We start from the raw sequence: 16675 nt of genomic DNA, 5'->3' as shown, positions 1-16675 counted from the left end.
CAGTGGACCGGCGCACCGTCCGCTGAAGGAAAAAGCCGCGATTGCCCCCTTGGTGATTTAAACTTGGAAGACAGTAACAGGACGGCTGCTCGGCTGCCCTGAGCGAGCGAAAGAGGACGGTATGACGGATCCCATGCAGGGCGGTCAGCCCAATCAGTACGGTGGTCGGGATTCTTCGCAGGATAACGGCCAATATCAGAATAATTATGGCCAGAATAATTATGGTCAGTATGGGCAATACCCCGGCTACCAAGGGCGCCCGCCACGGATGGATCCATTCTCCATGATCGCCGAGGATCTGGGATTCAGAACCCTGCGAGCCATCCGCATCATTATGGGCGTCATGGGCGTGATTGGAGTCATCCTGGGCCTGGCCCTGCTGCTCAGGCCGGACAAGACCCTGATCGCCATGACCGTGGTGCTGGGTATCTACTTCATCATCTCCGGCGTGGTCCGTCTGGCCACCTCCATCGTGTCCAAGGGGCTTCCCGGCGGTTGGCGTGTGTTGGGTGTCCTCTTTGGCGCCCTGATCGCCGTCGGCGGCATTGTCATCGTCAGGAACACGGCCCTGTCCGCTTCTGCGCTGACCCTACTGGTCACCATCATTGTGGGCATCAGCTGGATCATGGAGGGCGTGATGAGTCTGGCAGCCTCCTGGGGGCTCCCGCATTCAGGCTGGGCCATCTTCTCGGGCATCGTATCCATCATCGCCGGAATCATCGTCATGATCTACCCGCTGAGCTCCGTCATCTTCCTGGTCATCTTCAGCGGCTGTGCACTTCTGGTGCTGGGAGTCGTCTCCATCATCAGGGCCTTCACCTTCGGCCGGAACTGAGAGCCTGACTCGTCCGACTGACCCGATAATACTGAGAGGTAGTACTTGGGCAGGATCCTGAGGGGCGGCACCCGCGGGCACCAATTATGAAAGGACGCAGAGGATGATCGAGCTCAAAACCAAGCAGGAGATCGAACAGATGAAGCCGGCGGGCAGGTTTGTCGGCAGCATCCTCAAGGAGCTCAAAGCCATGAGCAAACCCGGGGTCAACCTGCTGGAGCTGGATGACTACGTCAAGGACAGGATCAACTCCCGTAAGGGAGCCACCTCCTGCTACGTGGACTACGCACCCGATTTCGGCACAGGCCCCTTCGCCCACTACATTTGCCTGTCCGTCAACGATGCCGTCCTGCACGGGGTGCCCTATGACTACAACCTGAAGGACGGCGACCTGCTCTCCCTTGATCTGGCCATCAATGTGGACGGCTGGGTGGGCGACTCGGCCATCAGCTTCGTGGTGGGTGAGCATGCCGATCCAGAGGATCTGCGGCTGATTCGGACCACTGAAGAGGCCCTGAAGGCGGGCATCGCCCAGGCTCAGCCCGGTAACCGTCTGGGTGACATCTCCGCTGCAGTCGGTGAGGTTGCTCATGAAAACGGATACAGCGTCAACCTGGAGTTCGGCGGACACGGGGTAGGGCGAATTATGCATGGTGATCCCCATGTGCCCAACGACGGCACTCCTCATCACGGCTACAAACTGCGCCCAGGTCTGGTCATCGCCATTGAACCCTGGTTCCTGGCGACCACCGATCAGATTTACCAGGATCCCAAGGATGGGTGGACCCTGCGTTCTGCAGACGGATCGCGCGGTGCCCACAGCGAGCACACTATCGCCATCACCGAGCAGGGGCCTGTCATCCTGACGACCAGGGACTGAGTCGAGGGCTGTCCGGCACCGGAGTATGACTATAAGGGACCCAGCAATGTCCACAATGTGGATGCTCCTGGGCCCCTCTTTTATACCGGTCCTATTTGATGCCGGCCCTTTCGTTTCTGCCCTTGTGCTTGCAGTCTGGTGCGGGGACGAAGACGGCACTGGCTTGGACCTGCGCGTCGTTGGTGGAGGTGACGGATTCATGCTTGTGGTTACAAGCCGGTAATCGAAGTCGTGGTTGTTTCTGCTAGCATGTCGGCAATTCCACGCCGGTACAGGTGCCGGTAGCCTGATTCGGCATGGCCGTCGACTCTCACTGGCACCTCACTGGTTGATTAACAGGAGGTGCGTGGTGTCTACAGCACGGTTGTCCATCGATTCCGAACAGGTTGATCTTCCCCTGGTTCGCGCCACCGAAGGGCCCGATGGCATTCTGGTCTCCTCCCTGCGCAACGACGGGTGGGTCACACTGGATCCTGGCTTCCAGACCACAGCCCAGTGCGTCTCGGGAATCACTTTCATTGACGGCAAGCGATCCATACTTCGCTACAGGGGCTATGCCATAGAGGACCTGTGTGCCCAGTCCAATTTTCTTGAAGTGGCCTGGCTATTGTCCCACGGTGAGTTGCCTGATGCCGAGCAGTACAAGCGGTTCCGCAGCCATGTCCTGGGTTATACGGTCGTAGGGGAGGACTTCCGTCATCTGCTATCGTCGTTCCCCCGCCAGGCTCATCCCATGAGTGTGCTGGCTGCGGCGGTCAATGCTCTGGCTGGCTTCCACCCGGACACATGTGATGTTGACGATCCCGACCAGTTGGATGAGGCCAGCGCCATCATTATGGCCAAGGTGCGCACCATCGTTTCTCTGATCCACCGTCGTCGCCGCGACCAGCCCCTGCTCTACCCGGACAGGAACTGGGGCTATGTGGAGGACTTCCTGCGGATGAGCTTCGCCATGCCCTACCAGCCCTATCAGGTCGACCCTCTCAAGGTGCAGGCCCTGGATAAGCTCCTGATCATCCATGCCGACCATGAACAGAACTGTTCTACTTCAGTAGTGCGGATTGCCGGATCAGCCCGGGCCAACCTGTATTCGGCAGTGGCTGCCGGCATCAATACCCTGTCAGGTCCCCTGCACGGCGGCGCAAACGAGGCCGTGTTGCGTCAGTTGAAGAGCATACGTGATTCCGGTCTTGGTGTGCGGGGCTATGTGGACCAGGCCAAGAGCGAGGGGCGGAAAATAGCGGGCCTGGGCCACCGGGTCTATAAATCTTATGATCCGCGCGCGGCCATCGCCAAGCAGTGGCTCTACAAGCTCATGGACGAACCCGACCAGGACAAAAATGCCAAGGATGCGGAACTTTTCGACGTGGCTCTGGAGCTGGAGGAGCTGGCACTGCACGACGACTACTTCGTCGAACGCCACCTCTATCCCAATGTGGACTTCTACACCGGGCTCATCTACCGCGACATCGGCTTCGACCCGGAGATGTTCACCACGCTCTTCGCACTGGGTCGCATCCCCGGATGGATCGCCCAGTACAGGGAGATGCTGGACGATCCTGACACGAAAATCGGTCGTCCCAGGCAGGTCTATACCGGGCAGGGCCCGCGCGACTATCTGCCCATGGAGCAGCGCTGAGTCCGAAGATCGTCTGGGCTCAGTTGGCGTGCAGCCGCTCGTTCAGCTCGATGCCCTTCTTGCGGGGCAGGGCTCTGACCTGGCCGGTGCGGGAGTCGCGGATGAAGAGCAGATGATCCCGTCCGCTCAGTTCCGCCCCTTTGACCACTTGGTCGCCCAGACCGATCTTGGTGCCGGCGGTGACGTAAAGCCCGGCTTCGACCACGCAGTCGTCGCCTAGGGAGATGCCGATGCCGGCATTGGCTCCCAGCAACGAGTGTTGGCCGATGGAGACCCGATGGCGGCCTCCGCCGGACAAGGTGCCCATGATGGAGGCTCCGCCGCCGATGTCCGAACCGTCGCCGACCACAACCCCCTGGGAGATCCGGCCTTCGACCATGGAGTGGCCTAGGGTCCCGGCGTTGAAGTTGACGAAGCCCTCATGCATGACTGTCGTTCCCGGAGCAAGATGGGCGCCGAGCCGAATCCGGTCAGCGTTGCCGATGCGTACCCCCTCGGGAACCACGTAATCCACCATGCGGGGGAACTTGTCCACGCTCAGCACCGTTACCTGCGTAACAGGCATGCCCGGCATGGACCGGCTGGCTGCAGCCATAACATCTGACCTGCGCAGGGCGAAGTCTTCCACAGCAAAGGGTCCGTAGTTGGTCCAGACCACCGTGGTCAGCTGTTCGAAGATTCCATCAAGGTTCATGCTGTTGGGCGGGGTCAGACGCATGCTGAGCAGATGAAGCCGCAGATAGGCATCGGCGGCATCCGCTATCGTGTCATCCAGATCGGCAACGGTGAAGACTGGCACCCGGCGGATGCCGCGTGCGTCGGGCTGGTTGTGGACTTGGTCACCGAAGTCGTGGTTGGGACGGTTCGCCGGGGTTGGCGGCGTCGAGATCTCGGCCTTCGGGTACCAGACGTCCAAGGTCCGGCCCTGCTCGTCCTGGCTGGCCAGGCCCCAACCCCATGCGGTGCGTGATGTGCTCATCGTTCCTCCTTCAGACGGTGCAGTCGTATTGACATAAGTTGTCTTATAGGATAAACCGGTCGACACTCAAACAGAGACTGTCCGTCCGACAGCCGGGTCTGGATCATTGCCAGCCAGGTCCCAGCCGATAGATAAAATTACCAACTATGAGTGCTTACAGTCATGAGCGGGAGCGTCGGGAGCATCGGCGCCGCAATACGGCCAGGGCGGTCTGCCTGGTCATCGCCGTGGCGTTGCTGGCTAGTCTTGTCATCCCTGCCATCTTCAGCGGCCTTTGACCCGGCCCGTCCGGTCGGGGGAATCCGGCCGTCACAGGCAAAGGCAAATAGGAATGAAGATGACGGCCGGATTGTGTGGAGCCGGTCTGGAAAGTGGTGAGACGGTATGGCAGAGATGGATTTTGCTCAAGCATTGGAGCAGGCAAGGGCCAAGTACGAGATGATTTCCAAGGCGCTGGATCCGGAGGGTTTGCGCTCGCGTATTGCTGATCTGGAGCGTCAGGCCAGTGCGCCAGGACTCTGGGACAATCAGGAGAACGCCCAGAAAGTGACCAGTAGGCTCTCGGCCTTGCAATCCCAGCTCAAGCATCTGGAGTCCGCATCCTCCCGGCTGGACGATGTCCAGGCACTGGAGGAGCTGGGCCAGGAGGAGCACGATCAGGACACTCTGGTGGAAGCCCGCAAGGAGATCGACTCTTTGAGGTCCGATCTGGCTGACATGGAGATTCAGACCCTGCTGGACGGCGAGTATGACGAGCGCGCCGCCGTGGTCACCATCCGCTCAGGCGCCGGCGGGGTGGACGCGGCCGATTGGGCCCAGATGCTCCTGCGTATGTACATGCGATGGGCTGAGAGGCACGGCTTCTCCACCAAGGTCATGGACACCTCCTACGCGGAGGAGGCCGGCATCAAGTCGGCCACCTTCCAGGTGGACGCTCCTTACGCCTACGGCCGTCTGTCGGTGGAGGGCGGCACCCATCGTCTGGTGCGGATCTCGCCTTTTGACAACCAGGGCAGGCGGCAGACTTCTTTCGCAGCCGTCGAGGTCATCCCTCTGGTAGAACCCACCGACCACATCGACATTCCCGACTCGGACATCCGAGTGGACACCTACTGCTCCTCCGGCCCGGGGGGCCAGGGAGTCAACACCACCTATTCGGCCGTGCGCATCACTCACCTGCCGACCAACATCGTGGTCACTATGCAGGATGAGCGTAGCCAGATCCAGAACCGCGCGGCCGCCATGGCTGTTTTGCAGTCCCGGCTGCTGGTTCTGCGACACGAGGAGGAGGCCAAGAAGAAGAAGGAGCTGGCTGGCGACATCAAGGCAAGCTGGGGGGACCAGATGCGTTCCTACGTGCTGCATCCCTACCAGATGGTCAAGGATCTGCGCACCGGATACGAGACCTCCGACACCCAGGGGGTCTTCGACGGTGACATTGATGCCTTCATCGAGGCCGGTATCCGTTGGCGGCACCAACAGCGGGTCCAGGCTCGCGAGGAGGAAGCCAGCAAGTAGAGCTTCATCCGGCCGCTGCTTGGTCGGTGTTTCATGAGTGAGTAGTGTCAGTCTTCTTGATAGCCTCTGTAGGTGAATACCGAGGAACGGAGTGTCAATGGCGTTGATTTCGCTCAAGGACGTGACCAAGATTTACCCCAAGGGGTCCCGTCCAGCCTTGGATGACATCAGTCTGGATGTTAATCGTGGGGATTTCGTCTTTCTGGTGGGCGCCAGCGGATCGGGCAAGACCACACTGCTGCGTCTGCTCCTGCGCGAGGAGGAGGCCACCGAGGGGGAGATCCGTGTGGCTGGCAACGACCTAAGACGTCTGCGTAATCGCGAGATCCCAGGGTATCGGCGTTCCATCGGTTTCGTTTTTCAGGATTACAAACTGCTCAATAACAAGACCGTATGGCAGAACGTAGCCTTCACACTGGAGGTTATCGGCGCCCGTCGCTCCACTATCAAGACTCTGGTGCCTCAGGTGCTCAAGACTGTGGGTTTGACTGGCAAGGAGCACAACTACCCCCATGAGCTTTCCGGCGGCGAGGCCCAGCGAGTGGCTCTGGCCCGGGCTTACGTAAACAACCCGGAAATTCTGCTGGCGGATGAGCCTACCGGCAATCTTGATCCCACCACCTCCCTGGGCATCATGGAGGTCTTGGACGCCATCAACAGGACCGGCACTACCGTGGTCATGGCCACCCACAACGAGGAAATCGTCAATTCTATGCGTAAGAGGGTGGTGGAGTTGCATACGGGTCGGATTGTGCGCGACGAAGCCCATGGCTCCTACGATTCTTCGCGATTCTTCCCAGATGCTGAGGTTGCGGCGCGTTCTCATCACGCCATCGGGGATCCCAACGACGGCGATGCCCTGGACCGTGCACGCGAGGCTGGAGTTGCAGGGCGCCGTCCGGTGCAGATCGTCGGGCAGGATGGGAACAGCTCGGCCACCGGGCCCATCGGGGATGGAACCAAGGGGGCCAAGCAGGTGGTCCAAGCGGTGGCACAGGCCGTCAACCAGGGTCAGTACGGCGATGAGGGAATCGCGCGTCTAGCCAAGTCCATGCATTCGGGGAGAACCGGACGCTATGGAAAGGTCTTCACCTCGGTGGAGGACACCCTGACCTGGGGCAAGGGTCTGGGCAGTCTTGAGTCCACGCAGGAAGATTCCAATCAGCATGAAGATGCGGCTGCAGGACAGTACGATCGAGGGAAAGACTCTGAGTCGGATGAGCGATTCCGCAGGCCTATGGCTCAAGGCAGCCAGAATCGATCAGATCAATCGAGCGACGGTTCCAGTGGCAGAGGTCACGACAAGGCAGGAACTGATCGTGATGAGTCTGACAATCACTCCCGGACAGAGCATACAGCTTCTCGCAAATCCTGGAAGCCAGCCCCGGGTTCGGAGGATGCCGAGCCTAAGTCGACCGCTGAAAGCAGACCCCAGGATCGGCAGGCCGAGGATTCGGATCGTCGGAGGCATGACAGGAAACGAGGCAGTGATCGCAATCGGAACCGTGGACAGGAGGATAAACGAGACGGTCATGGTCAGCCTAAGAAGGATGATACGGCCAAGGACCGCCAGTCGATAAAGAACTCCTCCTCCAAGGCTTCTGATCCTGAACAACGGCTCAAGAGGTCCGATCAGCCCTCGAAGTCTTATCGTTCCAGTCCAGCCGAGCCGACCGGCAAATCCAATCAGGATAGAGGTCAGATAAAGCAGGACGGAACGAAATCCTCAAAACGAGCATCCAACAAGCGCGGGCCCAATAAAAAGGTCTCGACGGGCGAAAACCGTCATGGCGTCGAGTCCATGGAGGCTCCGCCGGCCCCTCCTGCTCCGCCTGAAGCTTCCAAGGATACTAGGAAGTCCCAAGGAAAGAATGACGCACAGGCTCGGGATGAGCATGATGACGAGAAGAAGGCGGCACGATGAGACTGCGGTTCATCCTTTCCAGCACCTGGGACAACCTGCGCCGCAACGGGTCCATGATCCTCTCGGTCATGCTGGTCACCTTCATCTCCTTCCTGTTCATAGGTGCCTCGGGCCTCATGCAGGCTCAGATCAGCAAGGCCAAGGGAGACTGGTACGACCAGGTGGAGGTGGTGGTCTGGCTCTGCCCGGACGGCACCAGCCAGGCGGCCTCATGCGCGACCGGCAAGGCGCCCACCAATGACGAAATCGTCAAGCTGGAGAACACAATCAATACCGAGCTCAGCGACTCCGTGGCCAAGATCACCTACCAGAGCCGCGAGGACTTCTTCAAGAACACCTTCCTCAAGCAGTACCCTGACGGCACCTACGAGGGAAGGACCATGACCGCGGCAGACATGCAGGCCTCTCTGCGGCTCAAGCTCAAGGATCCGACTAAGTACCAGGTGGTCTCCGAGGTGTTGTCTGGACGCGATGGCGTAGAAGAGGTCTCCGACCAGCGTCAGATATTCGACCCGGTCTTCAAAATTCTCAACAGGGCCACGGCGGTCACTCTGGTCCTGGCTGTGGTCATGGTGATTGTGGCCATTCTGCTGACCGGCACCACCATCAGAATGAGCGCCGCCTCCCGTCGGAACGAGACGGAGATCATGAGGCTGGTGGGAGCCTCCAACTGGACCATCCGGCTGCCCTTCATTTTGGAAGGCGTGGTGGCCTCCCTGCTGGGTTCGCTTCTGGCTGTCGGAGCACTGAGCGCCATCGTCAAGCTCTTCATTACCGACTGGCTGGCTCGCACGGTTCAATGGATGCCCTACGTGGATCAGTCCACGGTCTTGTTCATAGCCCCTATGTTGATCCTGGGGGCCATGCTCTTGTCCGCGCTGGCCTCCTCCATCTCCTTGCGACGGTATTTGCGTACATGATCCGCGGCGACTGGCCAATCAATCGGGGGTGCAATCTCTGTCATAATGATGACTAGCATGGAATTGATAGTGAGGAACTTGACCATGAATCGTACCAAACGGTGGGAGGCTATCTGCGGCCTCGTGGGGTCATTGGCCATGATGCTAGGTGGCGGGATCCTCGGGCTGACCGTAGCGCCCGAACCGGCGCGGGCCGACTGGAGCAGCTACCAGCAGAAAGTCCAGAACCACGCGGCCCTGAAGAGCAAGCTGGCTGGTGTCAGCGCCCAACTCGCCAACCAGATACTGAGTCTTGATGACCTGACTTCTAATCAGATTCCGGCTGCACAGCAGAGTGCCATCGATGCTCAGCAAAAGGCCGAGCAGGCGGACAGCCTGGTCCAGGCCACCAATGACCGCCTGGATGCTGCCCGCAAGGATCGTGCCGACCTGGAAGCCAAAATACGTCAGACAGGCCTTGATTATGATGATGCCAAGGCTGGCGTGGCTCAGATGGCAAGAAAGAGCTTTCACGGGTCCGAGACTTCTCAGATCATGGATGTGGTGACCAAGTCTTCAAGCGCCCAGGACTTCGTAGACAAGATGCAGTCCGATGCGGCTGTAACCAGGTCCGAAGCCAATACGGCCAACGATGCAGCCAATACCCTCAACTCCTCCATGAATCGTAAGCAGCGTCTGCAGGCCATCGAGGAGCAGATCAGCACGCTGAAGGCCAAGGCTGATCAGCAGCAGGCGATAGCCCAGCAGGCTGTAGCGGCGGCGCAGGCCAAGCAGGATCACCTGCAGGCCTTGCGTGACCAGGGGACCGCAGCACGCAAGCAGTTGGAAAGTCAAAAGGCTGCCCTGACCACACAGTCGGCCCGAGAGGCTGCAGATATCGTGGCGACTGAATCAATGATCGACTCTTTGAACACCGGCAATCCAGGCGGCAGCGCCGACCCGCACGCTGGCGGAGCCCAGCAGATAAGCAGTGGTGGTGGCTCCCGTCCATCACCCGCTCCACGGCCTACCCCGCCCAGCAACAATGGCGGCGGTGGCAATAGCGGTAAAGGCAACGGTGGTGGTGGCGCCTCCGGCATGAATTATGCAGTGCCTGGCAGCTGCCCTTCCGGTTCCGGATTTTGCTATGGCCACAACACTGGCAACTCAGTGGGCGGTAGCGCCTATCCTGCTCGGCAATGCACACTTTGGGCTTATATACGCCGTTCGCAGCTGGCTCTGCCTGTGGGTTCCTATATGGGCAACGGTGCGGAGTGGGCCGGTACAGCTCGCGGCCTGGGCTATCTGGTCAATAACACCCCCCACGTTGGTGCTGTCATGGTCTTCGCCCGAGGCCAGCGGGTCACCAATTGGAACGCCGACTGGTCCTATGGTCACGTGGCTGTGGTCGAGCGGGTCAATGCGGATGGATCGGTGCTCATCTCCGAAGGGGGTACTGGCTTCGCCTCCTTCCCTACCTATGAGACGGTCTATGGTGCGGGCAACTACCAATACATTCACTACTGATGCCGATGCGGGCCAAGTCCGCCGCTTGGAACGGTGTTATCGCTGTCCGGAGTGCCCGGTAGCCTCCTTGGCGCGATCGAGAGGAGGATATTATGGCTAAGGAAACCGGCACGTCGATGATCGCCCAGAATCGCAGGGCCCGTCATGACTACCAGATTGAGGATCGGTATGAGGCCGGCATCGCGCTGACGGGGACTGAGGTAAAGTCTCTGCGCGAGGGGCGTGCTTCTCTGGCCGAGTCGTTCGTTAGCATTGACCGGCGGCACGAGGTCTGGTTGGAGAACGCCAATATTCCTGAATACCTCAATGGCACCTGGAACAACCACGCTCCCAAGCGCAAGCGTAAGCTGCTCCTCCACGCCAAGCAGATCGTTCGCTTGGAGCGGCAGATTCAGGCGAAAGGTTATACCATCGTCCCCTTGAGCCTGTACTTCAAGGACGGCAGGGTCAAGGTAGAGATCGCTGTGGCCCGAGGCAAGCGCGAGTACGACAAGCGCCAGTCTCTGCGGGAGGAGCAGGATCGCCGCGAGGCCCAAAGGGCCATGCGTTACCGCAACCGGCGCGGCTGAGCTCTCAGATAAACATCCAAAACTCCTAAAGACTAAGAGTCGCCCGTTGATCGGTCTCTGCTCTATACAGATTCGACACGCCCGGGGCGGGTGGCACCAGACAATCCCCGATAGCGCCTTTGGCTTGCTATAGAGCCAAAAAACACCAGAATATGCAGTTTGCAATATAGAGTTAACCTAATTCTGTGTGCATAAAAATACAAATATGTGCATAATAGTGCATGTCAACCAAGAGAAAATCAAGAGCAATGAGGGGTCGCTTCTGGGCGGTCCGGAAGAGGAGAAGACATGGGCAAGATCAAGGCGGTGTTGGCGGCGGCTCTGAGCGTTACCCTGCTGGCCTCCATCGGAGCCTGTGGAACCACCGATGAGGCGGACACCAGTAGTGCATCGGGCAAGGCCACCACAAGCTCACATCCAGCGGCTTTTGACGTCAGCGGCATCAAGAAGGATCCTGCCATTGCGGCCAAGGTGCCTGAGTCGGTTTCCAAGGACGGGAAGCTGACTGTGGGCATGGAGACCTCATATGCGCCTGGCGAGTTCATGAATGAGGACGGGAAGACCCCCATTGGCTATGACGTGGACCTGTCGAACGCCATTGCCAAGGTCATGGGACTCAAGGGGGAGATGGTCAGCGCCTCCTTCGATACCATCATCCCAGCCATCGGCAGCAAGTATGATGCTGGCATCTCCAGCTTCACCATCACCAAGGAGCGGATGCAGTCGGTCGACTTCGTCACCACTTTCAAGGCGGGTACGGCCTTTGCCGTCAAGAAGGGCAACCCCTCAAAGATCAATCCCGACGACATCTGCGGCGTCAAGGTCGGAGTACAGACTGGGACCATCGAAGAGCAGCAGGCTGCCGACAAGATCTCGGCCGAGTGCAAGGCCAAGGGCAAGAAGCCGGTGGATGTTCAGTCTTACAAGCAGCAGACTGATGCCGCCACGGCAGTGGTCAACGGCAAGATCGACGTTTTCTACGCCGACTCCCAGGTGACCGGGTATGCCATCAAGCAGACCGATGGACAGCTGGAGAAGCTGGGCAAGGATACCGACATCGTCCTTCAAGGCGCCGCACTGAAGAAGGGCAGCGGCATGGCCGAGGCCACCCAGGCGGCTCTTCAGAAGCTGATCGATGACGGCGTCTACACCAAGATCCTCAAGAACTGGGGCGTTCAGAGCGGCGCGGTCGAAAAGGCTGAGATCAACCCTGCGGTCTCTGATTGAGGCAAGGCCAGGCGCGGGTCGTCACATCGGGCGACCCGCGCCTAAGCAGGTGATTCAGCCAATGGGCTAAGCCGAAATAAGTTCAGCGGTGCGGAAGGAAGCAGGAGATGCATACCAAGAAGGGGACGGACCAGATTCAGATCCCCGGGAGAATACATGCCAGGCCGGTGCGCAAGCCAGGGCCTATCGTGGCTGCGGTCATCGTAGCCATTTTCGTGGCCATGCTGATCCATGGCATGGTGACCAATCCCAATTTTGATTGGCCCACGGTCTGGAAGTATCTTTTCAACGAGCACGTCCTTGACGGCATCAAGTGGACCCTTCTGCTGACCGTCTACGCCATGGTCCTGGCTACAATCCTGGCCATCATCCTGGCGGTCATGCGCAAGTCATCCAATCCGGTGCTGCGCTGGGTCAGCTGGTTCTTCATCTGGTTCTTCCGTGGCACTCCTGTGTACACCCAGCTGGTCTTCTGGGGCCTGCTTTCCGTGTTGATTCCTAAGCTGGCCATCGGCATCCCCTTCGGGCCTGAATTCTGGAGCATCGACACCAAGACTGTGCTGAACGCCACCGTGGCTACGGTTCTGGGCTTGGGACTGAACGAGGCCGCCTATCTTTCCGAAATCGTCCGTGCCGGCATCGAGGCTGTGGATCCCGGCCAGGAGGAGGCCGCCAAGGCTCTGGGCATGCCCCCGTCCATGATCATGCGGCGAATCGTCCTGCCCCAGGCCATGCGCATCATTGTGCCGCCTACCGGCAATGAGACCATCGGCATGCTTAAGACCACATCCTTAGCTCTTGCCGTGCCCTTCACCCTGGAGCTCCAGTTCGCCACCAACGCCATCGCCAACCGCATCTACAAGACCATCCCGCTGCTGATTGTGGCCTGCATCTGGTACTTGGTCATCACCTCCATTCTGATGGTCCTCCAGGCTCAGCTGGAGAAGCACTACGGCAAAGGCTTCGACTCACGGCCTTTGGCCGGGTCGGGGACCAAGGACGGCAAGGATGGCGAGGACCCACAAACCCGTCAAGAGACGGACAAGGTCAACAAGGTCATGATGGCCGGACTGAACGCCTGAGGGCAGAAGGAGAATCATGGACGAGGACAGGCTGACCAGGAAAGACGGTCAAGGCGGTAAGGATCCGGCCATCGTCATCAGGAATGTGCACAAGGTATTCGGCGATCAGCATGTGCTGCGGGGAATCAACCTGGAGGTCATGCCCGGCACGGTAACGGCTGTTCTAGGACCTTCCGGCTCAGGCAAGTCAACGTTGTTGCGGCTGATCAACCAGTTGGAGACCCGTACAGCCGGCGAAATCTACGTGGACGGCGAACTGACCGGTTACCGGAAGGTCGACACCGGCAAGGGCCCCGTGCTGCAGACACTGGACGATAAGGCCATTGCCAGGCAGCGCTCCAAGATCGGCATGGTCTTTCAGCGTTTCAACCTCTTCCCTCATATGACTGCCTTGGAGAACGTCATGGAGGCGCCGGTCCATGTGGGTAGGGTTCCCAAGATCGATGCCCGTAAGGAGGCTCAGGCCCAGCTGGAACGTGTAGGGCTCGAGGACAGGATGGACTACTATCCCGCTCAGCTCTCCGGCGGCCAGCAGCAGCGTGTGGCCATCGCGCGGGCCTTGGCCATGCACCCTGACATCATGCTCTTTGACGAGCCCACCTCAGCCCTGGATCCGGAGCTGGTGGGGGAGGTTCTAGGGGTCATGCGGCAGGTTGCTGAACAGGGTATGACCATGGTGGTGGTCACCCATGAGATGGGCTTCGCCCGCGAGGTGGCCGAGCAGATCGTCTTCATGGACCAGGGTGTCGTGGTGGAGCAGGGAGGCCCTGACATCATCGACCATCCTCACACCGAGCGGTTCACTGAGTTCCTGCATACCGTGCTCTAGAAGCAGGCACTGTTCAGGTTGTAGAAATTCCGGCAAGAAGCCTTCTGGATGGTCGGTGGCCGAGCTCCCATGGCTAGACTGGGGCCCATGTGCGGAATCGTCGGTTATGCGGGATCAGTACGGACGGCCTGTGGCAGGCCCTTGGAGGTCTGCCTCAAGGGTCTGGAACGCTTGGAGTACCGTGGTTATGACTCGGCCGGAGTGGCCATGGCTGCCCCTGGGATGGCGCGGGTGGCCGTGCGCAAGAAGGCCGGGCGCCTGGGCAATCTGGTTGCAGATCTGAAGGCCAAGCCCATGCCCGAGGCCACTGTGGGCATCGGGCACACCCGTTGGGCCACCAATGGCGAACCCACTGACGTCAACGCCCATCCCCACATCAGCCGTGACGGCAAGGTCGCGCTGATCCACAACGGGATCATCGAGAACGCCTCCAGGCTGCGGCTGGACTTGGAGACCGAAGGTTACACTTTCGTATCCTCCACGGACACCGAGGTGGCTGCCAAGCTTCTAGGCAAGATCGCCCAGGAGATTATCGATGCCACTGGCCAGCCCGACATCTTCGAGGCCATCAGGCGGCTGGCCCGCATGCTCAAAGGGGCTTTCACCATCCTGGCTGTGGATTCACGGCAGCCCGATCTGGTGGTGGGCATCCGACACGATTCACCGCTGGTGGTCGGCCTTGGGGACGGAGAGAACTACCTGGGCTCCGATGTAGCGGCCTTCGTGGCCTATACCCGTCAGGCTATGGAGTTGGGGCAGGACCAGGCTGTCTGCATCAGCGCGGACCAGGTCTTGGTCACCGACTTCCAAGGGCATCCGGTGGAGCATCCCCGCCGCTATACCATCGACTGGGATGCATCGGCCGCCGAAAAGGGCGGGTGGGACTCCTTCATGGACAAGGAGATCCACGAGGATCCGGCGGCGGTTTCCAACACCCTGCTGGGCCGGTACGACGAGTCGGGCGACCTGGATCTGGACGAGGTCCACATCGATGAGGAGGTCTTCCGTCAGATCGATAAGATCATTGTCGTAGCTTGCGGGACGGCCTCTTATGCGGGGCTGGTGGCCAAGTACGCCATCGAGCACTGGGTTCGCATTCCGGTGGAGGTCGAGCTGGCCCATGAGTTCCGCTACCGTGATCCCATTCTGACCCCGCGCACCCTGGTCGTGGCCATTTCCCAGTCCGGGGAGACCATGGACACGCTGATGGCGCTCCGGCATGCAAGGGAGCAGGGTTCCCGGGTTCTGGCCATCTGCAACACCCAGGGGTCCACCATCCCCAGGGAGTCCGATGCCGTGCTCTACACGCACGCTGGTCCCGAGGTGGCTGTGGCCTCCACCAAGGCTTTCCTGGCCCAGATCGTAGCGGCTTACCTGCTGGGGCTCTACCTGGCCCAGGTCAAGGGAACCATGTATCGAGACGAGATCCACCAGACCATCGACAGCCTTAAGGCCATGCCTGCCAAGATCCAGAAAGTGCTGGATGGGCAGGCCGAGGTCATCGAGCAGACGGCTCAGTGCATGTCCAAGGCCCGTTCCTTCCTCTTCCTGGGGCGGCATGTGGGCTATCCGGTGGCTCTGGAAGGGGCGCTCAAGCTCAAGGAGATCGCCTACATCTTCACCGAGGGGTTTGCCGCCGGCGAGCTCAAGCACGGGCCCATCGCCCTGGTGGAGCCGGGGGAGCCTGTGGTGGTCATCGTCCCCAGCGCCCGGGGCCGCAACGTGCTGCATGACAAGGTCATCTCGGCCATCGAAGAGGTCAAGGCCCGCGGTGCCTTCACCATCGTCGTGGCTGAGGAGGGCGACCCGGACGCCGACCGCTATGCCGATGTAGTCTTTTGGAGGCCGCCCTGCCCGACCTTGCTAAGCCCCCTGGTTGATGTAGTGCCCCTGCAGCTGTTCGCCCTGGACATGGCCCGGCTCAAGGGCCTGGATGTGGACAAGCCCCGCAATCTGGCCAAGTCGGTCACTGTGGAATAGAGGCTGTCCGTGGTCGTCGGGTCCGAGCAGCGGGGGCATCGGATCGTTCTGGAGGAGCCGCAGATCCCCTTCGAGCCCAAAGTCATCTATGAGGACCGTCGCATCATTGTGGTCGACAAGCCCCACTTCCTGGCTACTATGCCTAGGGGGATGTGGCACGCGGAAACCGTGTTGATCAAAATACGAAAGCTCTACGGGGAGCCCGACATCATACCCGCTCACAGGCTTGACAGGGCCACTGCGGGCGTGCTGGTTCTGGTGCGCGATCCGGCTGCCAGGCGGGCCTACCAGATGCTCTTCCAGGAGCATCGCGTGCGCAAGGTCTACCAGTGTCTGGCGCCGGTGCGACCCATGGTTCGTCCGCGGACCGGCACTGTGCGACACCTGGCTCCGCCCCGGGTCTTCCCATTAGAGCGCCGCTCCCGGGTGATCAAACGCCGAGGGGTTCTCCAGGCCTGGGAGGAGCGCGGGCCCGTCAATGCCATTACCGGGATCGAACTGACTACGGGCCAGGGATGTCTGGCCACCTACACGCTCTATCCGCAGACAGGCAAGACCCATCAGCTTCGGGTGCATATGAGCTCTTTGGGCCTGCCCATAGTGGGCGACGATCTCTACCCCCGGATTCAGACTCGTGCCTATGACGACTTCCCCCGGCCTTTGCAATTGGTGGCCCGTCGTCTGGAATTCACTGACCCCTTCACGGGGGTTAAGCGCACCTTCACCTCCTCTGTTCCCTTGGATTCTCAAGAAGAAGCCTGAACAGTCAGCCTGGCGGGACATAATG

General features: G+C 60.1%; 14 protein-coding genes and 1 pseudogene. 14 read left to right on the top strand and 1 reads right to left on the bottom strand.

What is annotated here, in order from left to right; all coding sequences use genetic code 11:
- Positions 1-121: 121 nt before the first annotated feature.
- The 3 genes from DKK74_RS06070 to DKK74_RS06060 all read left to right on the top strand — a co-directional run bounded on the left by DKK74_RS06070 (position 122) and on the right by DKK74_RS06060 (position 3354).
- Complete coding sequence (locus DKK74_RS06070) at positions 122-835, top strand: DUF308 domain-containing protein (RefSeq protein ID WP_110413244.1); 714 nt, start codon at positions 122-124, stop codon at positions 833-835.
- A gap of 103 nt (positions 836-938) precedes the next feature.
- A complete protein-coding gene (gene map / locus DKK74_RS06065) occupies positions 939-1715 on the top strand; it encodes a type I methionyl aminopeptidase (RefSeq protein WP_029678693.1) in 777 nt (258 codons plus the stop codon).
- Between the two features lie 349 nt (positions 1716-2064).
- On the top strand, positions 2065-3354 hold the full coding sequence (locus DKK74_RS06060; RefSeq protein ID WP_110413243.1) for a citrate synthase: 1290 nt from the start codon (positions 2065-2067) through the stop codon (positions 3352-3354).
- A gap of 19 nt (positions 3355-3373) precedes the next feature.
- Here DKK74_RS06060 and dapD read toward each other — a convergent pair whose 3' ends face one another.
- The gene (gene dapD, locus DKK74_RS06055) at positions 3374-4333 is read right to left on the bottom strand and encodes a 2,3,4,5-tetrahydropyridine-2,6-dicarboxylate N-succinyltransferase (RefSeq protein ID WP_110413242.1); all 960 of its coding nucleotides are present in this window, start codon (positions 4331-4333) and stop codon (positions 3374-3376) included.
- A 146-nt stretch (positions 4334-4479) separates the two neighbouring features.
- Here dapD and DKK74_RS08840 point away from each other — a divergent pair, with 146 nt between their 5' ends.
- The 11 genes and pseudogenes from DKK74_RS08840 to DKK74_RS06005 all read left to right on the top strand — a co-directional run bounded on the left by DKK74_RS08840 (position 4480) and on the right by DKK74_RS06005 (position 16650).
- Positions 4480-4611 carry a hypothetical protein gene (locus tag DKK74_RS08840; protein ID WP_258334471.1) on the top strand — a complete coding sequence of 44 codons (132 nt, stop codon included), beginning with the start codon at positions 4480-4482 and terminating at the stop codon, positions 4609-4611.
- A 106-nt stretch (positions 4612-4717) separates the two neighbouring features.
- Positions 4718-5851 carry a peptide chain release factor 2 gene (gene prfB / locus DKK74_RS06050; protein ID WP_110413241.1) on the top strand — a complete coding sequence of 378 codons (1134 nt, stop codon included), beginning with the start codon at positions 4718-4720 and terminating at the stop codon, positions 5849-5851.
- 97 nt (positions 5852-5948) lie between these two features.
- Positions 5949-6980 (top strand): annotated as a pseudogene (gene ftsE / locus DKK74_RS06045) (cell division ATP-binding protein FtsE); the annotation flags it as partial.
- 791 nt (positions 6981-7771) lie between these two features.
- Positions 7772-8695, top strand: a complete 924-nt coding sequence (ftsX, locus tag DKK74_RS06040) for a permease-like cell division protein FtsX (protein ID WP_110413240.1) — start codon at positions 7772-7774, stop codon at positions 8693-8695.
- 84 nt (positions 8696-8779) lie between these two features.
- Positions 8780-10201, top strand: coding sequence for a CHAP domain-containing protein (locus DKK74_RS06035; protein ID WP_110413239.1), 1422 nt, complete (start codon positions 8780-8782; stop codon positions 10199-10201).
- A gap of 92 nt (positions 10202-10293) precedes the next feature.
- Positions 10294-10770, top strand: coding sequence for an SsrA-binding protein SmpB (gene smpB, locus DKK74_RS06030; RefSeq protein WP_110413238.1), 477 nt, complete (start codon positions 10294-10296; stop codon positions 10768-10770).
- Between the two features lie 288 nt (positions 10771-11058).
- Entirely contained in the window at positions 11059-11997 is a 939-nt protein-coding gene (locus DKK74_RS06025; RefSeq protein ID WP_046323203.1) for an ABC transporter substrate-binding protein, read from the top strand.
- A 107-nt stretch (positions 11998-12104) separates the two neighbouring features.
- Positions 12105-13079 (top strand): amino acid ABC transporter permease, encoded by a 975-nt coding sequence (locus DKK74_RS06020; RefSeq protein ID WP_110413237.1) that lies wholly within the window; start codon positions 12105-12107, stop codon positions 13077-13079.
- Positions 13080-13095: 16 nt separating this feature from the next.
- On the top strand, positions 13096-13908 hold the full coding sequence (locus DKK74_RS06015) for an amino acid ABC transporter ATP-binding protein (RefSeq protein ID WP_110413236.1): 813 nt from the start codon (positions 13096-13098) through the stop codon (positions 13906-13908).
- 87 nt (positions 13909-13995) lie between these two features.
- Entirely contained in the window at positions 13996-15888 is a 1893-nt protein-coding gene (gene glmS, locus DKK74_RS06010; protein WP_110413316.1) for a glutamine--fructose-6-phosphate transaminase (isomerizing), read from the top strand.
- A gap of 9 nt (positions 15889-15897) precedes the next feature.
- On the top strand, positions 15898-16650 hold the full coding sequence (locus DKK74_RS06005; RefSeq protein ID WP_110413235.1) for a pseudouridine synthase: 753 nt from the start codon (positions 15898-15900) through the stop codon (positions 16648-16650).
- The last annotated feature ends 25 nt before the right edge of the window (positions 16651-16675 follow it).

Origin of the sequence: Bifidobacterium asteroides (assembly GCF_003202755.1) — a bacterium.
Classification (GTDB): Bacteria; Actinomycetota; Actinomycetes; order Actinomycetales; family Bifidobacteriaceae; genus Bombiscardovia; species Bombiscardovia asteroides_F.
This window is presented reverse-complemented; position numbering and strand designations above follow the sequence as displayed.

Bases quoted from the DNA above. Each gene is read 5' to 3' on its own strand.
- DKK74_RS06070 (WP_110413244.1), top strand. From the start codon at position 122: ATGACGGATCCCATGCAGGGCGGTCAGCCCAATCAGTACGGTGGTCGG.
- map (WP_029678693.1), top strand. From the start codon at position 939: ATGATCGAGCTCAAAACCAAGCAGGAGATCGAACAGATGAAGCCGGCG.
- dapD (WP_110413242.1), bottom strand. From the start codon at position 4,333: ATGAGCACATCACGCACCGCATGGGGTTGGGGCCTGGCCAGCCAGGAC.
- DKK74_RS08840 (WP_258334471.1), top strand. From the start codon at position 4,480: ATGAGTGCTTACAGTCATGAGCGGGAGCGTCGGGAGCATCGGCGCCGC.
- prfB (WP_110413241.1), top strand. From the start codon at position 4,718: ATGGCAGAGATGGATTTTGCTCAAGCATTGGAGCAGGCAAGGGCCAAG.
- ftsX (WP_110413240.1), top strand. From the start codon at position 7,772: ATGAGACTGCGGTTCATCCTTTCCAGCACCTGGGACAACCTGCGCCGC.
- DKK74_RS06035 (WP_110413239.1), top strand. From the start codon at position 8,780: ATGAATCGTACCAAACGGTGGGAGGCTATCTGCGGCCTCGTGGGGTCA.
- smpB (WP_110413238.1), top strand. From the start codon at position 10,294: ATGGCTAAGGAAACCGGCACGTCGATGATCGCCCAGAATCGCAGGGCC.
- DKK74_RS06025 (WP_046323203.1), top strand. From the start codon at position 11,059: ATGGGCAAGATCAAGGCGGTGTTGGCGGCGGCTCTGAGCGTTACCCTG.
- DKK74_RS06020 (WP_110413237.1), top strand. From the start codon at position 12,105: ATGCATACCAAGAAGGGGACGGACCAGATTCAGATCCCCGGGAGAATA.
- DKK74_RS06015 (WP_110413236.1), top strand. From the start codon at position 13,096: ATGGACGAGGACAGGCTGACCAGGAAAGACGGTCAAGGCGGTAAGGAT.
- glmS (WP_110413316.1), top strand. From the start codon at position 13,996: ATGTGCGGAATCGTCGGTTATGCGGGATCAGTACGGACGGCCTGTGGC.